This is a genomic window from Saccharibacillus qingshengii (genome assembly GCF_013185195.1).
Lineage (GTDB): Bacteria > Bacillota > Bacilli > Paenibacillales > Paenibacillaceae > Saccharibacillus > Saccharibacillus qingshengii.
Genome location: NZ_JAAZWC010000014.1, coordinates 13,548 through 35,242 on the forward strand (window position 1 = coordinate 13,548; position 21,695 = coordinate 35,242).

Below are 21,695 nucleotides of genomic sequence, written 5' to 3' on the forward strand. Positions count from 1 at the left end.
CTTTTCGCGTTAGGCTGCACTCGGGAGCGAAGACTCAGGCCTTGTCCGCCCACAGCGGAACATCCTGCTCAAAGCCCGAGAAATCGGTCCAGATCCGCTCCGAGCGTTCCAAGGTGTCGGTGATCTCCGGTTCGCCGAACGGAACAGCCCAGAGGATCGCAAACATGCATTCCATGGCGCAGTACAGCGATATTCTCCGCCAAAAATCGGGATCATGCGGACCGCTCTCCCGGTAGCCGTCGAGCTGACCTTGGGCAAACGGCAGGCTGATCCGGCTGGTGAACGTCTCCAGCCGGTTGAAGTCCCGGTACGGATCGCCGTACCCTGAACGGTTGAAGTCGATAATGTTCAGCTGCCCGTCGGGACCGATAATCATATTGCCGGGATGGTAATCGCCCTGCCGGAAACCGGGCACAGCTTCATCCAGAACCGGCAGCCGTGCTTCGATCTGCGACAGCAGGCGTTCTCCGAACGGCAGGCGGTATCCGCATTGGGCGTAAGCGGCCCGTTTGCGTTCCAGCTCGCGGCGCAGCATAACGGCGGGAGGTTCGGTATGAACGGGAGCCGGCAGTCCGTGCATACGGCGCAGCCATGTCCCTGCCGAGTGTCCGTAACGGTAAGCGGCTTCGTCGGTCTGATCCGGCAGCAGATCCTGGGCGTCTTCGCCTTCGATCCAGCTTAGCAGCGAATAGACGAACGAAGCGCTGTCGGGATCGTCGGGATCGGTCGAGTCCGCGCCGCAGATGCCGAAATCGATCGGTTTCGAACTGGGAATGCCCAGAGAAGCAGCCTGACCGACCCGGATATATTCGGCACGTTTGGATTCGGCCAGCGAAGCTTCGCATACCCGCAGCAGCATGGAGACACCGCCTGTCGCGCCAATCCGGTATTTACGGTCGGCCGACCAGCCTTTGTCGATCAGTTCGGCGCTGATCCAGGTATCGGAACCGGGAATGGCTTGCATCCAGCGAGGGATCGGAGTTTGCTTGGAAAAGCTGCTGTTCACGGCGGTCGCCACCTTTCGTAGGAGTTTGTCCACCTTCTCTTTTAGTATACCGAAGCAGCAAAAAAGAGAGGAAAGAAAATTAAGTGAAAGTTTTCACTTTATTTCGGATTTTATGACGTTTATCACGTACCTGTCCGATCTTCTGGGCTAAAATGGGTTACGACAAGGGAATGTTCAAATTTTAGCTATAAAGGGGACATCAACAATGGCTTACAACAAACCGCCGCAAATCGCGGAAGTCACGGTTGAGAACGGCGTCAAAAAGGCGCATAATCCGCTCTCTTCCGTGCTGATTCTTGGATTCCTGGCCGGAGCGTTTATTGCACTTGGATTTCTGCTCGATATCCGGGTAATCGCGAACACGCCGGAAGAATGGGGCAGCATGGCCAACTTTATCGGGGCAGCCGTATTCCCGGTGGGGCTCGTTCTGGTTCTGCTGGCCGGCGGAGAACTGCTGACCGGCAATATGATGGCGGTGCCGCTTGCCCGTATGGCGCGGCGCATCACGACAGGCGAGATGATGAAGAATCTGGTTCTGATTACGATCGCCAACTTTGCCGGAGCGATCTTCGTCGCCTATTTCTTCGGCCATATCGTAGGCCTTACCGCTTCGGGTCCTTACCTGGACAAATTGGTCGACATGGCCGGACATAAGATCGACAGTACCTTCCTGCAGTCGTTCATCTCCGGGATCGGCTGCAACTGGCTGGTGGCTCTGGCCGTATGGCTCAGCTACGGAGCGGACAATATGAGCGGCAAGATTCTGGGCATCTGGTTCCCGACCATGGCGTTTGTCGCGATCGGCTTCCAGCACGTTGTCGCCAACATGTTCCTGATTCCGGCCGCCATCTTCGAAGGTCATTTCACCTGGGGACAATATTTCGTGAACTTTGTACCGGTATGGCTCGGCAATCTGGCCGGAGGTGCCATCTTTGTCGGCGCCGCCTATTGGGGCACTTATCTGCGCAAACCCGCCGAAGCCAAGGCAGAGGCGGCCCAATCACCCAGTTACGTAGCTCCCGAGCTGCAGAAGCACGCTTAAGAACGAACCGAATAAAGCCGAATCGATCTAAAAAGAACCCGCTCCTTGCCGTTTTAACGGCTTGGGCGGGTCTTTTGGCAGATTGGAAAGCAGGGGAGAGCACCGTGTTTATTGTTCGAGTCGTTCTTTTGCGTTTGTGTCCAAAAGAACCGGCCCGATCAGGTGCGTTCTTCGGTCAGCACCTGAGGATTCTCCGGCGCCCGGTAAGCTTCCATACGATCCAGCAGGTCGGCGGGGTCTTCGGCCGTCAGCATCATCGCCCGATGATGAGGCATGACGAACCCTTCGCCGGTCATCCGGTCGAACAAAGCGATCAGGGGATCGTAATAGCCGTCGGAATTCAGCACGCCGGTCGGCTTCGTATGCAGGCCGAGCTGCGCCCAGGTGAAGATCTCGAAGTATTCTTCCATCGTACCGGAGCCGCCGGGCAGCGTAATGAAGCCTTCGGCCAGTTCCGCCATCTTGGCTTTGCGTTCGTGCATGGATTTGACCATGATCAGCTCGGTCAGGCCCGTATGGGCAATCTCCCGGCCCTGCATGAAGTCCGGCAGCACGCCTACAGCCTGGCCGCCGTTCTCCAACACTGCGTTGGCGACTGCGCCCATCAGACCCATGCGTGAACCGCCATAGACCAATTTGATTTCTCTGCGAGCCATCTCGCGGCCCAAGGCTCGGGCACTGTCCATATATGCGGGCGAAGCGCCTTCTCTTGAGCCGCAGAATACCGCTATGCTGTTTGGCATGATGCAAGTCTCCTTTTTGTGGAAAGTCATGAGGTCGCGAAAAAAGACGTATGCTCTAAATATAGCATGACGGTAAACAAGCGCACAGTCCGAACGTCGGGTAAAGGGGTTGTAAAAATGCGTTAAAAAGACTAAAAACCCCGAGGCCTCCACCTCTCGAGGTTCTTTTTGCCAATACTGCTATCAATACTGCCAGGTATAGACGGCTTTGCCGTCCTGGTCGAGGCCTTCGATGTATTGAAGCTCCCGGTCGCTTTCGCCATTTGCGCCGCGTTCGTCATTAATCAGATAAGTGAGCTGGTCATCTTCGATCGGGATGACTTCGCTGACGTTATCGAAATGCATGACGATCTGTTTGATCCGCTCGTCGTTGACCGTGCCGCCCAGCCAATAGACGCTGCTGCCTTTTTGGTCGTCTACGCTCATCGCACCGGTACCCGGAACGAACGGAAGCATCCTGCCTTCGTCGGTCAGTTCCCACGAGAAGTTAAGCGATTGATAGACGTAGCGATCCGCTTCGCGTTTGGTCAACATAATACCCATAAAGTTTTCTTCTTTGTAGCGGTAGCCAAAAGAAGCCAGGGTATATTCGCCCTGATCGATGCTGGAGTCGATTCGGATCCCGCTCACTTGATGCTTATATTCGTAAGCAGCCGCGCGTTCGACCAGCGAAGCGAGCGACTTTCCCGAAATTTTGTGTTTGAGGCCGGACCAATTGGAGCTGTACGAGGACTTGGGGGAGATATCGATCTCATTCGGATCGCCTATCGACTCCGCTTCCGGCACATCTTCCCAGGCTGATTTAGGCGTGGTCTCTTCGCCTTTTTTCCATGTATATCCTTTGAACGCCGAAGCATAGCCGACATACGGCTTCTGTTGATCGGGGTAACGTTTGACTTGAATGACGCGCTCTTCGATCACTTTATTGGCCCATTGCGTTGGCGAGCAGGCGGTAAGCGCCAGCATGCAGGCCGCTGCGGGGATCCATAATTTTTTTGGGTGCAAAGTCTTCGCCTCCTTGGCTGCGGATCTGGGTGAACTGCGGATCTCTATGAATAGACGCCTGCCGCGGAGAAAAAGTTCGGACAAAACAAATTAGCCTTCACAAGTCCGGGGGAAGGATCTTGTGAAGGCTAATTTCGGGAGTGGTCCATGATATGGCAGCAGGAACAGCTTATGAAGGGGACATCATGTACTGCCTATTTGCCAATGCTTTTTAATACCCCGGAGCCCTCCGGATTGAAACATTCCCCTCGAGGATTCGGGAAAATATTTCGCGAAGAAATTATGCTACAATAAAGGCCGGAAAGATATTACGAGTCGACAAGGGAAAGGAGCCGTCCGTCATGAACATGACCGAACGGCCGAGCGGCGTATTTCCGGCAGTCTGTCCGCTCGACTGCCCGGATACGTGCGGCCTGCTGCTGCATAAGGAAAACGGAAAAATCGTCAAAGTTACCGGTAACCCCGATCATCCCGAGACCAAGGGAGCGATCTGCAATAAAGTCAGAAATATGGCGGAGCGGGTGAACCATCCGCAGCGCTTGCTATATCCGCTGAGACGCTCCGGCCCGAAAGGTTCCGGGGAATTCGTCCGCATCTCCTGGCCGGAAGCGATTGCGGAAATCGCGGACCGCTTGAATCGTCTGTCGGCGGAACATGGGAGCGAGAGCATTCTGCCCTACAGCTTCTACGGCAATATGGGCGTGCTCAACGCCGAAGGCATGGACCGCCGTTTCTTCGGCCGTCTGGGGGCTTCCAAACTCGACTATACGATCTGCAACTCGGCCGGCAACGCCGGCTGGCGCTACACGATGGGCTTCGGCGGAGGCTCGAGCCCGCAGGACACGCTGAACGCCAAGCTGTTCATCGTCTGGGGCGGCAATATCGTCAGTACGAGCATGCACCAGGCCGTGCTGATGGAGCAGGCCCGCAAGAACGGCGCGACCGTCGTCGTGATCGACGTGCACAAGAATCTGACCGGACGGCGCGCGGATTGGTTTATTCCGCTGCATCCGGGCACGGATACGGCGCTTGCGCTAGGCTTGATGCACGTATTGTTCGAACGCGGGCTGACGGATGAGGCTTTCCTGCGGGAGCATACGCTTGGACACGAGGAGCTGCGCGAGCATGTGCAGGCGTATACGCCGGAGCGGGTCTCGCGTATCACCGGTGTGCCGGCGGAAGATATCGTCCGGCTCGCCCTGATGTACGGCGAGACTTCTCCGAGCCATATTCATATCGGCAACGGGCTTCAGCATCACGACAACGGCGGCATGGCCGTGCGGACCGTGTCCTGTCTGCCGGCGCTGACCGGCCAATGGAAGCGGGGCGGCGGGGCGTTCAAATCCAACGGCGCGTATGCGTCGCTCAACGACGGGGCGCTGCAGCGTCCCGAACTGCGTCCCAACCCGGGCGTACGCACGATCAATATGAACAAACTGGCCGACGCGCTGCTGACCCTGCAGCCCAAGGTGCACGGGCTGTTCGTATTTGGCAGCAATCCGGCCGTCGTGGCGCCGGAATCGGAGCGCGTACGGGAAGGACTAGAGCGGGAAGATTTGTTCACGGTCGTGCACGAGCTGTTCCTGACCGATACGGCCAAGTACGCCGATATCGTGCTGCCGGCCACATCCAGCTTCGAAAATACCGATCTGTATACGTCGTACTGGCATCATTATGTCCAGCTTCAGCAGCCGGTCATCGAACCGGCCGGCGAGAGCAAAAGCAATTTCGAACTGTTCAAGCTGCTTGCCCAAGCGATGGGCTTCGAAGAAGAGGCTTTCCAAGAAAGCGAGGAGACGGTGATCGCCGCCGCGCTCGACAACCCGGACAATCCGTATCTGAACGGGGTGACGCTGGAACGTCTCAAGGAAGAGCGGTTCGTCGCACTCGATCTGGCGCCCAAAGCCGATTACCTGAACCGCCTGACGACACCTTCAGGCCGAATCGAACTGTATTCCCGGCAGCTCGAAGCGCTGGGTCTGCCGCCGCTGCCGACCTATCTGCCGCTTGAGGAAGGCTTCGATGGCGAGAACCGGGCAGAGCGGCAGGGCCGTTATCCGCTGATGTTTATCAGTCCACCCAACCATAACTTCCTCAACTCGACGTTCGCGAACGTCGGCAAGCATCAGTCGATGGAAAAAGAACCGCTGCTCCAGATCCATCCTCTGGATGCGGAATCCCGAGGCCTCGAAGACGGACAGTTCGTCGAAGCCTACAACGACCGCGGCTCCTACCGACTCAAGGCTTCCGTCACCAACCTCATGCTGCCCGGTACGGTGGTCAGCCAGGGATTATGGTGGTCCGGCGGATCGGAAGACGGCCCCCGGGCTTCGAAGCGTCTCGCCAATGCGCTGACGTCTTCCCGGATCGCCGACCTTGGCGGCGGGGCGACATTCTTCTCGACGACCGTCGAGATCCGCCCGGCGGAAGCGGATTCTGCCGACCCGGCATCCTGACCGGAACCGGATCCGGTTCCGTACGCTGTCAGACAATCGGATCATCATGCCGGGGCATCCGGCATGAACGAAGGACGAAAGAAGGGCAAGAACGCTCATGAACTGGCTTCAACGATATCCCAAAGAAATTCAGGCGCTGCTGCTGGCGAGTCTCATCAACTCGACCGGCAGCGCGCTGATGTGGCCGCTGACGACGATGTACGTCTTCGGCGAACTTGGCCGCAGCATGCAGGATGCCGGCCTGGTCATCCTGCTGCAGTCGCTCGGCGGCATCGGCGGACAGCTGGTCGGCGGAGCGATGTATCACCGGATCGGCGTCAAGAAGCTGCTGGTCGGCTCGCTGCTGATCAACGCACTGTCGCTGTTCGCGCTGCCGATCGTCAGCTCGCACTGGCAGGTATACATGCTGACGATGCTGATCGTCGGTTTCAGCAATGCCATGACACTGCCGGCGATCCAGGCATTTGTCGGTTTCCGCTTCGCTTCCCGGCGCGGCGAGATCTTCAATACGATCTACGTCGGCAACAATATCGGCGTGGCGCTCGGGACGGCGATCAGCGGACCGCTGGCGGACCTGTCGTTTCCGCTGACATTCGTGCTGAACGGCGTGACCTGCCTGCTGTTCGCCGGATACTTTTTCGTCTATCTGAATCGGGTAGACCGCTCCGGCGGTCTGCATATCGAAGCGAAGACGTCGAAGAGGGAGCAAAAGGCACTGCCGCTGCTCCTGAACACGCGTGTGTATCTGTATATGGGGATCGGCGCTTTGTTTCTGTGGTTGGGCAACTGTATCTGGAACGGCGGCGTGTCGCCGTCCATCTTGTCCGAAGGCCAGCCCGCTTCGCATTACAGCATCTTATGGACGATGAACGGTGTCCTGATCTTCGCGCTCCAACCGCTTATTTCGTGGATGAAGCGGACGTTCGCTCGCAAGCCGGAGACGCAGATGACGGCGGGCAGTCTGTTCTACCTGGCGGGCTATACGGTAATCCTGCTGTTTCCGCAGTACGGGGCGATGGTTGCGGCGATGTTTCTGGCGACGATCGGGGAGATTTTGTTCCAACCGGCAATGCCGGCTTTTATCTCCGAACGCACCAGCGCCAACGCACCGTTCTATCTCGGCATATCGGGCGGGATCGGACAGGCGGGCAGGGTGATCGGACCTTACATCATGGGGATTCTGTACGACCGCGGCGGCCTCGAACCGGTCGCTTGGCTGGCCGTGGCGGCCGCCGTCCTGTCGTTCGGATTCTTCGTATTGAATCATAGGCTCCAGGTCTCCGGCAGGGCGATCGCTATAGAAAGACAATAGGCCGAGGAGGAGCGGGGATGAAGCGGGTGATTGAAAATGAAGTGACGATTCGGGAATCTCAGATCAAGGATGCCAAGCCGCTCATGAAAATCGACAAGCTGGTCTGGAACTCGCGCAATTCGCCGCAAATTCCGGTCTGGAAGTCGCGTACGCATTACCTGCGCAGCTGTCCGCCGGAGAACCAGCTTGTCGCCGAATGCGACGGCTTTGTGATCGGCTGTATCGGCTGGCGGCCGCCTACGATGATGTTCACCAACTCGCATGTCGCGGAAATTTATATTGCGGTGCATCCGGCTTATCAAGGGCTGGGCGTCGGCCGCAAATTGATCGAATCCGTCAAACTGCACACGCTCCGCCGGGGCGTCAAAAAACTGCGTCTGCGCGTGCTGTCGACCAATGAAGATGCGATTCGCTTCTACAAACGCTGCGGCTTTCGGGAAGAAGGAAGGCTTGCGCGGGAATATGTGATCGAAGGACAATATGTGGACGATGTATTGATGAGCTGCTGGCTGCTGTAGCTGCCAAGGCGGGTTACAAAAGAGGCCGTTTCGCGCTCCATTCTTCGGCCAGCATGCCGTAAACGGCATGATCCATATAACCGCCTTCCAGTTTCTCCGCTTGTCTCAGTATACCTTCGAGCAGAAATCCGAGCCGCTCCGGAACGGCCCGGCTGCGCCGGTTCAAGGTGGCGCAGCGAATCTCGATCCGGTTGAGGTCCAGCTCGATGAACGCATAATCGATCAAAGAGCGCGCGGCGAGCGACATCAGGCCCCGGCCTTCGAACGAACCGCCGAGCCAATAGCCGATCTGCGCAGAGCGGCTGCGCCAGTTAATCTCATGAAAACCGATCACTCCCGCAAGGCGCCCATCTTCCCAGAGGCCGGCCGTGACCGCATCGTTATCGGCGTAGAGCCTTGCGGCCGCCGCGATAAATTCCTCGGCATCGGCAAGGCTCTGCATCTGCCCCGTCCAGGGCATCCAGGGACGCAGGGTGTGGCGGGATTCTTCGACGAGTGCGAGCAGTTCGCGGGCATGCCCGCTGCGCAGCGGCTTGAGCATAAGGGATTCTTTTAACGGAAAAACGAACATACGGCCTTTCGCTCCTTTTGGGTGGGGATGATAACCTTCATGCTACCCGATCGTGCAGAGGCCGTCAAAAGAAACGAAAGATGCTGCCTGACCCCGCGGACCCGGGTGTTTCGATTGAACGGTTTTGCCGGTTGCGTTATATTTAGAAGCAGCAAGCTGGATAAGGAACGAGACTTTTTTTGTGTCAAAGAATCTGGGAATAACGAAAGGTTGATATCCGTGGAGAATGCCAAGACCCCACCGAACTTTATTAAAAGCATTATTGAAGAAGACCTCAAGAGCGGCAAAGTGAAAGAGGTCGTCACCCGCTTCCCTCCGGAACCGAACGGTTACATGCATATTGGACACGTACGCGCGATCTTTATCGACTTTGCGCTGGCGGACGAATTCGGCGGACGCACCAACCTGCGTTTCGACGATACGAACCCGGTCAAGGAAGACGTCGAATACGTCAACTCGATCAAGGAAGACATTAAGTGGCTTGGCTTCGAGTGGGACAACCAATATTACGCTTCGGATTATTTTGACGAAATGTACAACCGTGCGGTGCTGCTCATCAACAAAGGCCTCGCGTACGTCGACGACCAATCGGCCGACGAGATTCGCGAGAACCGCGGCACGCTGACGGAACCCGGCCATAACAGCCCGTACCGCGACCGTTCCGTCGAAGAGAACCTCGATCTGTTCACGCGGATGAGAAACGGCGAGTTCAAGAACGGCGAACGCGTCCTGCGCGCGAAGATCGACATGGCTTCGCCGAATATCAACCTGCGCGATCCGGTCATCTACCGGATTTCGCATACGACGCACCACAACACGGGCGACAAATGGTGCATCTACCCGATGTACACGTTCGCGCATCCGCTCGAAGACGCCATCGAAGGCGTGACGCACTCCCTCTGCTCGCTGGAGTTCGAAGATCAGCGTCCGTTCTACGACTGGGTCGTCAGCCAATGCGAGATGGAGGCGCAGCCGCGCCAGTACGAATTCGGCCGCCTGAACGTGTCCACGATGGTGACAAGCAAGCGCAAACTGCGCAAGCTGGTCGAAGAGAATCTGGTCGACGGTTGGGACGATCCCCGCATGCCGACGATTTCCGGACTGCGCCGCCGCGGCTATACGCCGGACGCGATCAAGAATTTCATTTACGAGACGGGGATTTCGAGAAGCCAGGGCCTGGTCGATATCCAGACGCTGGAGCACTTCGTCCGCGAAGACCTGAAGATGAAAGCAATGAGAACGATGGCCGTGCTGCGTCCGCTCAAAGTCGTTATCACGAACTACCCGGAAGGCGAAAGCGAGCTGCTGCCGGCCGAAAACAATACGGAGAACGAAGAAATGGGCGTTCGCCAAATTCCGTTCTCGCGCGAGATTTATATCGAGCAGGACGATTTCATGGAAGAGCCGGTCAGCAAATATTTCCGTCTGTTCCCGGGCAACGAAGTGCGCCTGAAGCATGCGTATTTCATCAAGTGCCATGACTTCATCAAGGATGACAGCGGCGAAGTGGTCGAGATCCACTGCACGTACGATCCGGAGACGAAGAGCGGCAGCGACTTCAACGCCCGCAAAGTCAAAGGCACGATTCACTGGGTGGACGCTTCCGCCGCCGTGCCGGCCGAGTTCCGTTTGTACGAGCCGCTGCTCGGCGAAGACGAGGAATCGGAAGAACTGGCGACCGACGAGACGAACGACGTTTCCGCGGACGAAGTGGACGACTTCCTCAAGAAGGTCAACAAAGATTCGCTGGAAATCGTGCAGGGCTTTGTGGAACCGCAGATGAAAGACGCCGCGGCGCAGGACAAGTTCCAATTTTTCCGTCACGGCTACTTCAATGTCGATCCGCAGCTGTCGGAGCCGGGCAAGCCGGTCTTCGGCCGAATCGTGTCGATGAAGAGCTCGTTCAAAATGCCGAAAAAATAAAAAAAGAAATTTTAGCCGCAATAGAGCTGCCAAAAAAACCGCTTCGGTCGAAGCGGTTTTTTGCTGGCTTTAAACCTCATGACAGAAGGGTTCAGACGAGTGACAGACAGAGATTTACCGCAGTGAAAACAGTGTGCGAGACAGAAAGCAGGGGAGGTTTTTTTACGTGTTTAAAACCAAAAATACAGGTTAAAAATACATCGTGGACGACGGCGGACCTAACACAGCGTATCCAACATCCGGTCAGTCAAAATAGTTAGGGTTCCGGCCTTCCGTCCGAATCAGCAGCCGTTTTGCGCTGTTTGTAAATGGATTTAAATTACTTTTGAAGAAATGTTTAACTTCGTTTGCAGCGGGTAAAATAAGGCTGTAGCTCATCAGATTTCTCAAAAAATATCAAGGAGTGATTAATCATGGCAAGCAATGACAACCAGAACAACAACGGCAAGATGTCCCGCGAAGAAGCAGGACGACTGGGCGGCGAAGCTACATCGAACAATCACGACAAAGAATTTTACCAGGAAATCGGGCAAAAAGGCGGCGAGGCCACTTCCGCTTCCCATGACAAAGAGTTCTATCAGGAGATCGGCAGCGAAGGCGGCAAAGCGCGCGGCGGTTCGGATTCCGACGACAACGACGGCAAGATGAGCCGTGAGGAAGCCGGACGCAAAGGCGGACAAGCTCGCAAGAACGACTGACGGATTGTACCCGAAATCAAATAGCACCTGCAAAAAGACCCCCGATTCTCCGCCGCTGACGGAGAACCGGGGGTCTTTGACGAATTCACCTAACCCAACATTCCTGCGCTACTGTTTGCCCGGGGCCGCGACCGGAACCTGCCGGCCGCTGCGGTAGAGCGTATAGCCCATTGCCGCGAAGCCGGCGGCTCCGATTACCGAGAGTACGGTGCCGCTCTGATACATCATCGGCGCGCCGAAATTGTCGAACATCCAGCCGCCGATAATGCCGGCTGCAACGCCGGAGATCCCGCTCCAGGACAGCGTGAACAGCGCCTGTCCGGTGCCGCGGTACGAATCGGGTACGAACATGCTGGTCATATGCGTGCCGACATAGAAATAACCGGCATACGTTACGCTGTGCAGCATTTGAATATAGATGATCGACATCGGATCGCTTACGACCGACATGAGATACCAACGCAGCGCAAACAGCACGCTCACGGCTGTCAGGCAGATCATCATAAAGCCAAGCCGGCGGCGGAAGAACCGGTCGAAGATCAGGAAGAATACGGCTTCCAGCGCGGAGGCCGAGAATACCGCCCAGCCTACCATTTCGCGCGAACCGCCCAGGTCGGTGATATACAAGGTCATAAACGTGCCGTTCATGGCGTTCGGAATCGAGACGAGAACGCCAAGCAGCAGGAACGCGGCAAAGGTCGGATTGGTGAGCACTTTGCGGAATCCGCCCGGCGCCACGGTCGACGTGGCGGCCGGACGGCGTAGGGAAGGCAGGATAACCGCGCAGAGCAGCGTCATCGAGAGCAGTCCCGTGAACAACCAGGGCATGCCCGGAGACGTTCCGGTTCGGTCAATAACGAAGCCCGCAGCCGCCGCAGTCAGCGCCCAGCCGAGCGAACCCCACAGACGAAAACCGCCGAATTTGCGGCCGCTCCCGTCGATATAGCCGAGAATCATCGTATTGCTCTGCGCGAACATCGGACTCTGGAAAAAGAAGAAGGCAATCATGGCCAGATAAATCATCGCATACGAATGCACATGGAAAACGAACTGCGCCAGCACCAGGGTGCCGGCCAGCATCAGAATCAGCATGCGCCTCGTGTTCTCCATCCGATCGCCCAGGTAACCCCAGAACGGATTGGCGATCAGCGAAACGAACGGCCCGATGGCCATCAGCGTTCCGATCTCGAGCTTGCTCATGCCCGCGTCTTGAAGATAGAGCGGAAAAAAGCTGGCAAAGACCGCGATTGCACCGTAAAGGAAAAAGTTGAAGGCTTTGAGCGGAAGGAAAGCGGCGTGATTCGTATGGGAGGAGGTCGGTTGAGGATTGTTCTTTTGTCGTTCTAACACGTCGCGCACACCCCTTGCGGAAAATCCGTTTCTTTTTAAGTAAGGGCTTACATCTTAAGTCACATATAGGCCGGGAACCAAGTCGGACGGCATACCCTTAATCGACAATATAGTCCTTCCTCAGACAGATTACAACAAAATAATGCACAGCGTTAATGAAAGAAAGAAGGAATCGGACCCGAAAAGCCGTCTGTACGGGGCTTCCGCAAACTGCAACCGTTTTGTCACATCATGCAGGACTATCTGTTTCAAATTGCGGGTATACTTGACTTGTAAGCGTGTACAAACCGAACGATCCATGACACGGACAAATTTATATTTCAGGCGACGGGCCTCCTTCACTTGGTTAGGGACTTCCGGACGCCCATTCCCTAAGGAGGTTCACGCTGATGACGACCGCAATGATGGAAAGACCCGAATCGGCCGCCCACGGAGACGAACACTGGACATATACCCGATTGACGCTGTATCAGCTGCTGAGCGATTTTATCATTTATAAACCGAGTGTCCATCTGCTGATGAAATGGCGCCGCCATCTCGAACGGATTAGCTGGGACAATGAAGCTTTTGGACGATTCCGAGTGCTGGTCGCCGATCGGGATACTTCTTCGCTGCCTGCCTTTTGTGCAGCGGAGTCGCACGAATACGAACGTCTGGTCGGACGGCGGCAGTCCAGCGGCATCCCTCTGCGGGAGTCGTTCTATGCCGGCGGCACCGCCGAAGTGACAGCCTGCCGGGCCAGTGCGGAATACGACCGTGCGGGCGTAATCCTGAATAAAACGGCCGGGGAAAAAGACGACGAACTGAGCGTGGAACTGGAATTTATGACGGTACTGGCCGAGCGGATGACCGAAGGGGTACGTTCCCGTGAAGAGCGCGAGCGCCTGGCCCGGATCCAATTGGGATTCGTGAAGCGCCATCTGCTGACCTGGGTGCCTTCATTCTGCGCCGAGCTTCGTAGCCATACCGAAAGCGCGCTGTATCTGGAACTCTGCGGCATGCTGGAAGCGTTGATTACCCGCGATTACCAGTGGCTCAGCGCCCGGATCGACGACTGACCGTATCCATAACCGATAACCCAACAGGCCGCCTGCATGCTTCTCCGTTCGGAGAAGCATGCAGGCGGCTTTTGTCATGAATGTTTCGTTTGCCTGCCGGGTGTCCAAATGGGCCATAGACCAATACCTTGACCAAGTTAAAGGTAAGGGTACGCCCCCTTCAAACGCACCTAAAGCGCGTGTGCTTGAAGAGAACGTAAACCTCGGATTAGGGTGGGTCAAGGTACCATTTGGGCCGAAAGCGAAGGAGGATTCCGTCATGGGACTATATATCGGACTTGATATCGGAACGACAAGCACCAAAGCCTTTTTATATGATGAGAAAGGCGGGATTCGCGGAGGTTCGCAGCAGGCTTATCCGCTGCTGGTACCGGAAGCGGGACGCGCCGAGCAGCGCCCGGACGAGCTGCTGGATGCCGTAATCGAAGCGATCCGGGGCGCGATGCAGGATGCGGGAGCCCGGGCGGACGAGATTTCGGCCGTCGGCATCAGCGCGGCCATGCACAGTGTCATGGCCGTGGACAGCGAAGGGAAGCCGCTGACGCCGCTGATTACGTGGGCGGACAACCGAAGCCTCGGACAGGCGAACGATCTGCGCCGAAACGGCGAAGCCGGAAGGCTGTACCGGGCGACAGGGACTCCCGTCCATCCGATGTCGCCGCTGACCAAGCTGCTCTGGCTGCGCAGCCGCGAACCGGAACTATTCAAGCGGGCGGCCAAATTCATTTCGTTTAAAGAGTATCTGCTCTATCGGCTGTTCGGCCGTTATGCGATCGATGTCTCGCTCGCTTCGGCGACAGGCATGCTCGATCTGAATACGCTGGACTGGAACGAATCGGCACTGCGTCTGACCGGCCTTTCCCCGGAACGGCTCGGTGAGATCGTGCCGATCACGGAACGCTTCAGCGGCATGGACCGGGCCCTTGCGGGGCGAATGGGCCTGCGGCCGGAGACGCCGTGGATTGCCGGCGCAAGCGACGGAGCGCTTGCCAATGTAGGCGTAGGCGCTCTTGAACGGGGAGAAACGGCGGTGACGATCGGAACGAGCGGTGCCGTGCGCTCGTTTGCCGAACATCCGAGTACGGATATCGGCGGCCGGACCTTCTGCTACGCGTTCGAACCGGACCGCTGGCTGATCGGCGGTCCGACCAACAACGGAGGCATCGCGCTGCGCTGGTATCTGGAGAAATTCGTAATCGGCGAAGGCGAGAGTGCCGACCTCAAGGAGAAAGAAGCGTTGAACCGGATCATGCAGCTGGCGGATTCCGTGCCGCCCGGTTCCGAAGGGCTGCTGTTCCTGCCTTATTTAAGCGGAGAACGGGCACCTTACTGGAATGCAGATGCCCGGGGGACTTATTTTGGTGCGACTTTGCATCACGGCCGCGCCCATTTTGGCCGCGCCACCATGGAAGGCGTCCTGTTCGCCGTACGCACGGTCTACGATGCCTTGACGCAGCATGACGTATCCAATCGGTCGCTGCTGGCCTCCGGAGGATTCGCCAAAAGCGAAACCTGGACGCAGATGCTGGCGGATCTGGCGGGCACTCGCGTCATTGTGCCGGATACGTATGAAGCTTCGGCTTTTGGCGCAGCCTCCGTCGCCATGCTGGCGGACGGCGCGATCGGCGATCTAAGCGAAGTGAAGGAGCGGATCGGCATCCTGCGCACGCATGAGCCGGACCCGCAGCGCTTCGGAACGTACGAACGTTATTATTCGCTGTTCAAGCGGGTGTACGATCAGCTTGAACCGGTATTCCCGGAGATTGCGCAGCTTCAACGGGGAACGGGCGTGAACCACGAAGACGAGAGCGAAGAAGGCGAAGCGAAGCATACTGTACCGGAGAAATAAGGCGGCTTCGCGCAAAAGGAGATACGCGGAAGCTCCGCAGCTCCCTGCCCGAGTTCGCCGTCCCTTCGTCTCACGACAAAAAAAGAACCCTTCACCCCGCACGGTTCGCGGGGTGAAGGGTTCTTTGTGTTTGGAAAGTCTTCGGAGCCGCCGTTTAATTCAGAGGAGTCTCCAGCTTTTCCATTTCGGCGCGTCTGGCGCGCGATTTGGAGCTGATCTTCATCAGGAATTCGTAGACGACCGGCACGATTACGAGCGTCAGCAGCGTAGAGCTGATCAGACCGCCGATAACCGTGATGCCGAGACCTTTGGAGATGATGCCGGCGCCGCCTTCCCAGCCGGCGACCAGAGGGATCAGGGCACCGATCGTGGCGAGCGCCGTCATCAGGATCGGACGCAGACGCGTCGAACCGGCTTCCAGCAGCGCTTCGCGGGTCGACATCCCTTCACGCTCTTTGTGAATAACGCGGTCGATCAGGACGATGGCATTGGTAACCACGATCCCGATCAGCATCAGTACCCCCATAAGCGCCGATACGCTGAGCGATTCGCCGCCGATCAGCAGGCCGATCAAGGCGCCGATCGCGATAAACGGCAGGGAGAACAAGATGGCGAACGGAGCCAGGCCGCCGCCGAACGTGACCACGAGGACGAAGTAGACGATCGCGATCGCGGCCAGCATGGCAAGTCCAAGCTGCGAGAACGTATCGTTGATCTGCTCGGTTACGCCGCCGAATTCGACGGTGATGCCGTCCGGCAGATCCAGAGCGTTGATCTTGTCTTCAAGAGCCGTCGAAGCGCCGCCGACGTCGGACGAGACGATATTGGCCGACAGTTGGGCGACGGTCTTGCCGTTCGAACGGGAGATGGTGTCGGGCGCAATGCCTTCCTGCACTTCCGTTACGTCCGAGATCGGAACCTGGATGCCGAGCGGAGAAGTGAGCTCGGTTTTTTCGATGTCCGACAGGGTTTTGAACGTTTTGCTTTCCGTTTCGATATAGACGTTATGGTTTTGGCCGTCCAGGTCGACTTCCGTCAATACCGGACGCTGGGTGACCGGAGCGAGCGTCATGGCAATCTGCCCGGCGGTCAGGCCGTAGGAGCTGAGCTTCTGCTGGTCGGCTACCAGCGTGTACTGGCTGTAACCTTCCGCGAGATTGCTCTCGGCTTCTTCGAAGTTGGAATCTTCCTGGATCAGCTTGAGGATATCGTCGGCGACCGGTTTGAGATCATCCGTGCTGTCGCCGTAGACGCTGACGCTGAGCTGGCTGCCTCCGAGGCCGCCGCCGATATCCATCTGGCTCCATTCGCCTTCCGGTACGCGTTCTTGAAGACCTGCGAGCAGGTCTTCTTTGACCGTGTCGAAATTCTTCGTATCGCTGTTGAACTCGGTATAGAACAAGGCGGAGTTGGCCGAACCGAAGCCCAGCGGGTTCGATCCGCCGATCGAATACTGCATACTGGTGAGATTCGGCTGTTCGCGTACGAATTCTTCCGCTTCAAGCATGCGCTGCTGCGCCTGCTCGTCGGTCGCGCCCGCTTCCGGGGCATACGTGAACGTGAACGTCTTGTCTTCCTGCTCGGGCAGGAAGCTGGTTCCGACGTAAGGCAGGGTGAACAAGCTGCCGATCAGCAGGAACACGGCGATCAGGAATGTGATCAGCTTGTGCGACAGCGACCAGTTCAAGATACGCTTGTATCCTTCGGCCATGCGTCCCGGCTTGTCGTGCGACGTTTTCTTTTTGAGACCGCCGCGGAACAGGCTGTGCGCCAGCATCGGAACGATCGTAATCGCGATCAGCAGCGAAGCCAGCAGCGCGAATACCATGGTGAGCGCGAACGGCATAAACAGTTCGCCGACCATCCCGCTGACAAAAGCAAGCGGAACGAACACGGCGAGCGTGACGATCGTCGAGGACATGATCGGCAGGAACATCTCGCGCGTTGCGGCGCTGATCAGCTGGCGTCCGCGCAGCTTCTCGGTATCCAGCGACATGCGCCGGTAGATGTTCTCGATGACGACAATCGAGTCGTCGACAACCCGGCCGATCGCCACGGTCATGGCGCCGAGCGTCATCATGTTCAAGGTGACGTCCATCTGCTTGAGCAGCAGCACCGCGATCAGCAGCGACAGCGGAATCGAGATGATCGAGATGATCGTCGAGCGGAAATCGCGCAGGAACAGCAGGATGATCAAGACGGCGAACAGCGCGCCGAAGATCGCTTTCTCCAGCATGGTCCGGACCGAATCTTCGATCGGCTTGCCCTGATCGAGCATAACGGTCAGGTTCAGGCCGGAATACTGGCTTTCCAGATCGGCGATACGATCTTTGACCGCGTTCACGACGTCGACGGTATTGGCATCGTTGGTCTTGACGATCTGGATGCCGATCGATTCCAGGCCGTTCGTACGGGAGACGGACTCGGAACTGCCGATGACTTCGATCTTGGCGATCTCGCTCAGTTTGACGGTCGGCAGACCGGCTGCAGCCGCAGCCGCTCCGGCCGCGGCTTCCTCGCCCTGAACCGGTGCGACCGGCGCGGCGGCATTATCCGTGCCGGTTGGCGTACCTGCCGCTGCGGCGCCCTGGCTTTCGGTTGGACGAACGGCTTCCGCGCCGGCAGCTCCGCCGGGAGCCTGTCCCTGCGTGCCGGAAGCGTTCGGAGCCGCTTCTGCGGCAGCTCCGCCCTGCGACGGGGTGACCGGAATCTCCAGCGCTTTGAGGTCTTCAAGCGTGGTGACGTTGCCGTCCACCACTACCGCGGACTGCGAATCGTCCAGCGTAAACAGGCCGAGCGGAGCCCGGACGGACGAAGCGTTCACGATATTTTGCACCGTGTCCGGGGTCAAGCCCAATTCGGCCATCTTCTCGGCATTGAAAGTCAGCTGAACTTCGCGGACGTACTGGCCCGAGACCTGAACGGAGGCGATGCCTTCAATCTTCTCAAGCTCCGGCAGCACTTGTTCCTGCGCGATCCGCGACAGTTCTTCCAGATCGTCGGTACCTTTGTCCGCCGATGCGCTCAGCGAGACGACCGGGAAGGAATTCAGGCTGAAGCGGGTGATGGTCGGACGCTCCACGCCTTCCGGCAGGGTGATCTGGTTGAGGCCTTCGCGGATCTGCGCGGTGGCTTCGTCGAGATTGGCGCCGAAGTTGAATTCGACGGCGATCGACGCTACATTTTCCATCGAGGAAGAAGTCACGTTCTGTACGCCGTTGACATTGCGGAGCATCTGCTCCAGCGGAATAGAGACTTCGTTCATGACGGTTTCCGGGGCGGCGCCCGGATCGACGGCCGTAATACTCAGAAACGGGACGGTGATATCGGGAATCGTTTCCTGCTTCATGGTCAAACCTGCGTAGATGCCGGCAGCCGTGATTACAATCGTCAGAAACCAGATGGCGAGCTTATTCCTCAGGGAAAAGCCGATAATACTTTTCATAAAAAGATTCTCCACTCCTCTAATAAATGGGCTGTGCCCGTGTACCGGGCTTCTTTGTCTCGATCCGGATAAGGCGGGGGCGGGGCGGCAGTATGGTTTTGGCTCAATGGGAACGCATCTCGTCCAAGCGGTAGAGCACGAGCGGGGACAGCTGTTCCAGCGCTCCGTGCAGGGCATGAACGTCTTTCAGATTGGCGAGCATTCCCCGGACGACAGAGCGGCGGGGCAGTTCGGCAGACAATTCTTCCTCCAGCACACCCAGCGTTTCCAGAGCGTCTTCGCGTTCGCTTCGGCCGATCGGACTCCAGGCCAGCGTATCGCGCATTTGGCGGATCAGGATAAACGGGCGATTGGAAACGGAAGGATCTTCGGGAGCGTCTTCTACCCAGGTGGTCCACAGCGCGGGAGAAACGAGCGGATCCGGCTTCATGCCCAGTACGCGTTCGGCTGTGGCATCAAGCGTCAATTCCAGATGGCGAAGCACTTCGGCAATCGGAATTTCGGGCATGCCCCAGTCGGTCAGCTGCAGGTACGAGAAGACGAGACCGCCGACGACGATAGCGAAGTCCCCGGAATACGGATCGATCTCGGGACCGTAGATCCCGATCAGGCTTCGGCGAATCTGGACGAACGCGGAAGCCAGCAGGGGGTGATGGGCGGTAGGCCCGCAGACTTTGGAACCCTTATCCGAAGCGAGGTCTTCGCCGATCCCGCTGAACTCGCGTTCGCGGATCTGCATCAAGATGAATTCCTTGAATTCGATCAGCGAATGCAGGAGGACTTCGATCTGGGCGTAAAACGCTTCGCGGGGCGGCAGATTGGCGGAAGCCGCTTTTTCCAACTTTTCGTGCAGCATGCCCAGCGCGTACTGGTGAATGGCGCCAATCAGTTCTTCTTTGGAGCGGAAATGCTGGTAAAGCGTTCCTTTGGAGAAACCGCAGCGTTCCGCGATATCCTGCATGGAAGTTTCCTGGATTCCCCGTTCCGAAAACAAACCGAGTGCCACCGTAAAAATGGTTTGTCTGCGTTCCGCGGATTTATCGGTAAGCAAAAGCAGTCCCCTTTCTTTTGACTGATGAGTTCCATAATCGACTATTGGGTCAACAGTAGTATAAACCAAAAAAACGGCCGCCTCAACTTTGCCGGAAAACCGGGGTCGAAAGCGGTCGTTCGATCGAGTTTTTTTACGAAATCAGCTTCAATCCGACAGCCGCCGCCAGAATCATGGAAATGAACAGGATTCGCCGCGCTTCCTTCGGTTCGCCGTACATGAACATGCCGACCAGGGCGCCGCCTACGGTGCCGATTCCGGTCCAGATCGCGTAAGCCGTGCCCATCGCGATATGCTGCATGGCATAGGTGAGCAGGGAGAAGCTCCCGGTAAAAGCGGCAATCAGCAGCACGTAGGCAGGCAATCCTTTGCGCAGGGAAACCTGCTTTAGACCGATAACGCCGAATACTTCACAGCAGCCTGCGAGAACAAGAGCGAGCCAAGGCATCTCAGACCGCCTCCTTTCCTTGGGCCGAAGACCCATTCTCCGCCGGCTGCGCGTCGGTGACAAGCTTAAGCCCGACTACGCCGGACAGCAGCAGCAGAATCAGCAGCGTCTTGGCCAGGCTGAACGGTTCGCCGAACAGCAGCGTCTCGGCAACGACGGTTCCCGCCGTGCCGAGTCCCGTGAATACGGCATATACGCTGCCGATCGGCAGCACTTTGGAAGCGCCGATCATCAGCCAGAAACTGGCGGCGATCCCGATGATGGTCAGCAGCCATTCCCAAATATTCGAGGAGTGCTTCAGTCCGGATACCCAGGCGACTTCAAACATTCCTCCGATCAAAACATAGGTCCATCCGCGGTTTGTGCGGCTCATAACAATGACAGCTCCTTCATTTAATGACTGGATGATTCACAAAAGGCTTAACGGATCAAGATGCCCCGGCAGTAGACCGGCCAGACCGCGGCAAGGCGGCGGGCGGCGGTGGAACGGCTACCGTAGATGGCTTCGGCCATGATACCGTCGAGTACGGTCACGTAGGCCAGCGCCGCTTCTTCGGCTCCGCCGGGATGCAGGCGCGCTGCATTCTCCGGACGTTTGAGCATACGGGTGAGCGCGCGTTCCGCCTGTCTGAAGAACGGATTGACGAGGGTCGTGACTTCATCGTGCAGGGCACTTGGAGGGAAATAGCACATTCGCAGCAAAAAGCGGGTCTCCGTGTCCGACTCGTAATCGTCGAGCAGCCGCTCCGCCAGCCGGTACATCGCTTCTTCCGGCGGGCCGTCCGACTTTTCCAGTACATACCGGAACAGCGTCAGACGCTTGCGCCGAAGCGCCCGGGTGAACACGGACAGGAACAGATCTTCCTTGCTGCGAAAATGCGCATAGATCGAAGGCTTGCGAATCCCTACGACTTCGGCGATCCGTCCCAGGGAAGCTCCTTCAAATCCCTCCGCGGCAAACAGGCTCAGCGCAGTATCTTCTATAAAAGGCTTGCGGGTCATTCGAACGCCTCCTTGACCGGGGAATACCAAACAAACTAACGGTCGTTAGTCTTAAAATAGCACGCTGAATTCGCAAAGTCAAAGAAAAAGGCGAAAAAAGGTCCGGCGGCGAATAGGAGTTCGTGGGTTAAACTCGCAGGCTTGGCGGCCTGAAGAGTGAAACCGATAGCGCATTGGAACGTAATGACCGGAATATACAGAGCGGAATAATCGCGATC

Annotated in this window: 18 protein-coding genes; 8 read left to right on the forward strand and 10 right to left on the reverse strand. The window is 57.4% G+C overall.

Annotation, left to right across the window (positions count from 1 at the left end; genetic code table 11):
- Nucleotides 1-34: 34 nt before the first annotated feature.
- On the reverse strand, nt 35-1,006 hold the full coding sequence (locus HRQ60_RS13260; protein ID WP_172196311.1) for a phosphotransferase: 972 nt from the start codon (nt 1,004-1,006) through the stop codon (nt 35-37).
- A 205-nt stretch (nt 1,007-1,211) separates the two neighbouring features.
- On the opposite strand from HRQ60_RS13260, the gene HRQ60_RS13265 reads away from it, so the two are divergent.
- Nucleotides 1,212-2,048 (forward strand): formate/nitrite transporter family protein, encoded by an 837-nt coding sequence (locus tag HRQ60_RS13265; RefSeq protein ID WP_172196312.1) that lies wholly within the window; start codon nt 1,212-1,214, stop codon nt 2,046-2,048.
- 158 nt (nt 2,049-2,206) lie between these two features.
- Here HRQ60_RS13265 and HRQ60_RS13270 read toward each other — a convergent pair whose 3' ends face one another.
- Together HRQ60_RS13270 and HRQ60_RS13275 are read right to left on the reverse strand one after the other, a co-directional pair.
- A complete protein-coding gene (locus tag HRQ60_RS13270; protein ID WP_172196313.1) occupies nt 2,207-2,791 on the reverse strand; it encodes an LOG family protein in 585 nt (194 codons plus the stop codon).
- Between the two features lie 183 nt (nt 2,792-2,974).
- A complete protein-coding gene (locus HRQ60_RS13275; RefSeq protein WP_172196314.1) occupies nt 2,975-3,796 on the reverse strand; it encodes a hypothetical protein in 822 nt (273 codons plus the stop codon).
- 266 nt (nt 3,797-4,062) lie between these two features.
- Between HRQ60_RS13275 and HRQ60_RS13280 the strand changes: the two genes are divergently transcribed.
- The 3 genes from HRQ60_RS13280 to HRQ60_RS13290 all read left to right on the forward strand — a co-directional run bounded on the left by HRQ60_RS13280 (nt 4,063) and on the right by HRQ60_RS13290 (nt 8,082).
- Nucleotides 4,063-6,252, forward strand: a complete 2,190-nt coding sequence (locus HRQ60_RS13280) for a molybdopterin-dependent oxidoreductase (protein WP_172196399.1) — start codon at nt 4,063-4,065, stop codon at nt 6,250-6,252.
- Nucleotides 6,253-6,349: 97 nt separating this feature from the next.
- Nucleotides 6,350-7,564 carry an MFS transporter gene (locus HRQ60_RS13285; RefSeq protein ID WP_172196315.1) on the forward strand — a complete coding sequence of 405 codons (1,215 nt, stop codon included), beginning with the start codon at nt 6,350-6,352 and terminating at the stop codon, nt 7,562-7,564.
- 17 nt (nt 7,565-7,581) lie between these two features.
- Nucleotides 7,582-8,082: a GNAT family N-acetyltransferase gene (locus HRQ60_RS13290; RefSeq protein WP_172196316.1), complete on the forward strand. Its 501-nt coding sequence runs from the start codon at nt 7,582-7,584 to the stop codon at nt 8,080-8,082.
- Between the two features lie 13 nt (nt 8,083-8,095).
- On the opposite strand, the gene HRQ60_RS13295 is transcribed toward HRQ60_RS13290, so the two are convergent.
- Nucleotides 8,096-8,653, reverse strand: coding sequence for a GNAT family N-acetyltransferase (locus HRQ60_RS13295; protein WP_172196317.1), 558 nt, complete (start codon nt 8,651-8,653; stop codon nt 8,096-8,098).
- A 219-nt stretch (nt 8,654-8,872) separates the two neighbouring features.
- Between HRQ60_RS13295 and HRQ60_RS13300 the strand changes: the two genes are divergently transcribed.
- Both HRQ60_RS13300 and HRQ60_RS13305 read left to right on the forward strand, forming a co-directional pair.
- Nucleotides 8,873-10,576 carry a glutamine--tRNA ligase/YqeY domain fusion protein gene (locus HRQ60_RS13300; RefSeq protein WP_172196318.1) on the forward strand — a complete coding sequence of 568 codons (1,704 nt, stop codon included), beginning with the start codon at nt 8,873-8,875 and terminating at the stop codon, nt 10,574-10,576.
- Between the two features lie 413 nt (nt 10,577-10,989).
- Nucleotides 10,990-11,274 (forward strand): KGG domain-containing protein, encoded by a 285-nt coding sequence (locus tag HRQ60_RS13305; protein ID WP_172196319.1) that lies wholly within the window; start codon nt 10,990-10,992, stop codon nt 11,272-11,274.
- A gap of 108 nt (nt 11,275-11,382) precedes the next feature.
- Here HRQ60_RS13305 and HRQ60_RS13310 read toward each other — a convergent pair whose 3' ends face one another.
- Entirely contained in the window at nt 11,383-12,624 is a 1,242-nt protein-coding gene (locus HRQ60_RS13310; RefSeq protein ID WP_172196320.1) for an MFS transporter, read from the reverse strand.
- Nucleotides 12,625-13,013: 389 nt separating this feature from the next.
- Here HRQ60_RS13310 and HRQ60_RS13315 point away from each other — a divergent pair, with 389 nt between their 5' ends.
- A complete protein-coding gene (locus HRQ60_RS13315; protein WP_172196321.1) occupies nt 13,014-13,682 on the forward strand; it encodes a TorD/DmsD family molecular chaperone in 669 nt (222 codons plus the stop codon).
- Nucleotides 13,683-13,941: 259 nt separating this feature from the next.
- On the forward strand, nt 13,942-15,531 hold the full coding sequence (locus HRQ60_RS13320) for a gluconokinase (RefSeq protein WP_172196322.1): 1,590 nt from the start codon (nt 13,942-13,944) through the stop codon (nt 15,529-15,531).
- A gap of 154 nt (nt 15,532-15,685) precedes the next feature.
- Here the strand turns inward: HRQ60_RS13320 and HRQ60_RS13325 are convergent, their stop codons facing one another.
- From HRQ60_RS13325 to HRQ60_RS13345, 5 genes are all read right to left on the reverse strand, one after another.
- The gene (locus HRQ60_RS13325) at nt 15,686-18,976 is read right to left on the reverse strand and encodes an efflux RND transporter permease subunit (RefSeq protein ID WP_172196323.1); all 3,291 of its coding nucleotides are present in this window, start codon (nt 18,974-18,976) and stop codon (nt 15,686-15,688) included.
- Between the two features lie 103 nt (nt 18,977-19,079).
- Nucleotides 19,080-20,027 (reverse strand): TetR/AcrR family transcriptional regulator, encoded by a 948-nt coding sequence (locus HRQ60_RS13330; RefSeq protein WP_172196324.1) that lies wholly within the window; start codon nt 20,025-20,027, stop codon nt 19,080-19,082.
- 133 nt (nt 20,028-20,160) lie between these two features.
- On the reverse strand, nt 20,161-20,475 hold the full coding sequence (locus tag HRQ60_RS13335; RefSeq protein WP_172196325.1) for a DMT family transporter: 315 nt from the start codon (nt 20,473-20,475) through the stop codon (nt 20,161-20,163).
- A 1-nt stretch (nt 20,476) separates the two neighbouring features.
- Nucleotides 20,477-20,848, reverse strand: a complete 372-nt coding sequence (locus HRQ60_RS13340; protein ID WP_172196326.1) for a DMT family transporter — start codon at nt 20,846-20,848, stop codon at nt 20,477-20,479.
- 47 nt (nt 20,849-20,895) lie between these two features.
- Complete coding sequence (locus HRQ60_RS13345; RefSeq protein ID WP_172196327.1) at nt 20,896-21,477, reverse strand: TetR/AcrR family transcriptional regulator; 582 nt, start codon at nt 21,475-21,477, stop codon at nt 20,896-20,898.
- Nucleotides 21,478-21,695 lie beyond the last annotated feature (218 nt).

What these genes read in the sequence shown, in the direction of transcription:
- HRQ60_RS13265 (WP_172196312.1), top strand. Translation starts at nt 1,212, where the DNA reads ATGGCTTACAACAAACCGCCGCAAATCGCGGAAGTCACGGTTGAGAAC.
- HRQ60_RS13270 (WP_172196313.1), bottom strand. Translation starts at nt 2,791, where the DNA reads ATGCCAAACAGCATAGCGGTATTCTGCGGCTCAAGAGAAGGCGCTTCG.
- HRQ60_RS13285 (WP_172196315.1), top strand. Translation starts at nt 6,350, where the DNA reads ATGAACTGGCTTCAACGATATCCCAAAGAAATTCAGGCGCTGCTGCTG.
- HRQ60_RS13290 (WP_172196316.1), top strand. Translation starts at nt 7,582, where the DNA reads ATGAAGCGGGTGATTGAAAATGAAGTGACGATTCGGGAATCTCAGATC.
- HRQ60_RS13295 (WP_172196317.1), bottom strand. Translation starts at nt 8,653, where the DNA reads ATGTTCGTTTTTCCGTTAAAAGAATCCCTTATGCTCAAGCCGCTGCGC.
- HRQ60_RS13305 (WP_172196319.1), top strand. Translation starts at nt 10,990, where the DNA reads ATGGCAAGCAATGACAACCAGAACAACAACGGCAAGATGTCCCGCGAA.
- HRQ60_RS13315 (WP_172196321.1), top strand. Translation starts at nt 13,014, where the DNA reads ATGACGACCGCAATGATGGAAAGACCCGAATCGGCCGCCCACGGAGAC.
- HRQ60_RS13320 (WP_172196322.1), top strand. Translation starts at nt 13,942, where the DNA reads ATGGGACTATATATCGGACTTGATATCGGAACGACAAGCACCAAAGCC.
- HRQ60_RS13325 (WP_172196323.1), bottom strand. Translation starts at nt 18,976, where the DNA reads ATGAAAAGTATTATCGGCTTTTCCCTGAGGAATAAGCTCGCCATCTGG.
- HRQ60_RS13335 (WP_172196325.1), bottom strand. Translation starts at nt 20,475, where the DNA reads ATGCCTTGGCTCGCTCTTGTTCTCGCAGGCTGCTGTGAAGTATTCGGC.
- HRQ60_RS13340 (WP_172196326.1), bottom strand. Translation starts at nt 20,848, where the DNA reads ATGAGCCGCACAAACCGCGGATGGACCTATGTTTTGATCGGAGGAATG.
- HRQ60_RS13345 (WP_172196327.1), bottom strand. Translation starts at nt 21,477, where the DNA reads ATGACCCGCAAGCCTTTTATAGAAGATACTGCGCTGAGCCTGTTTGCC.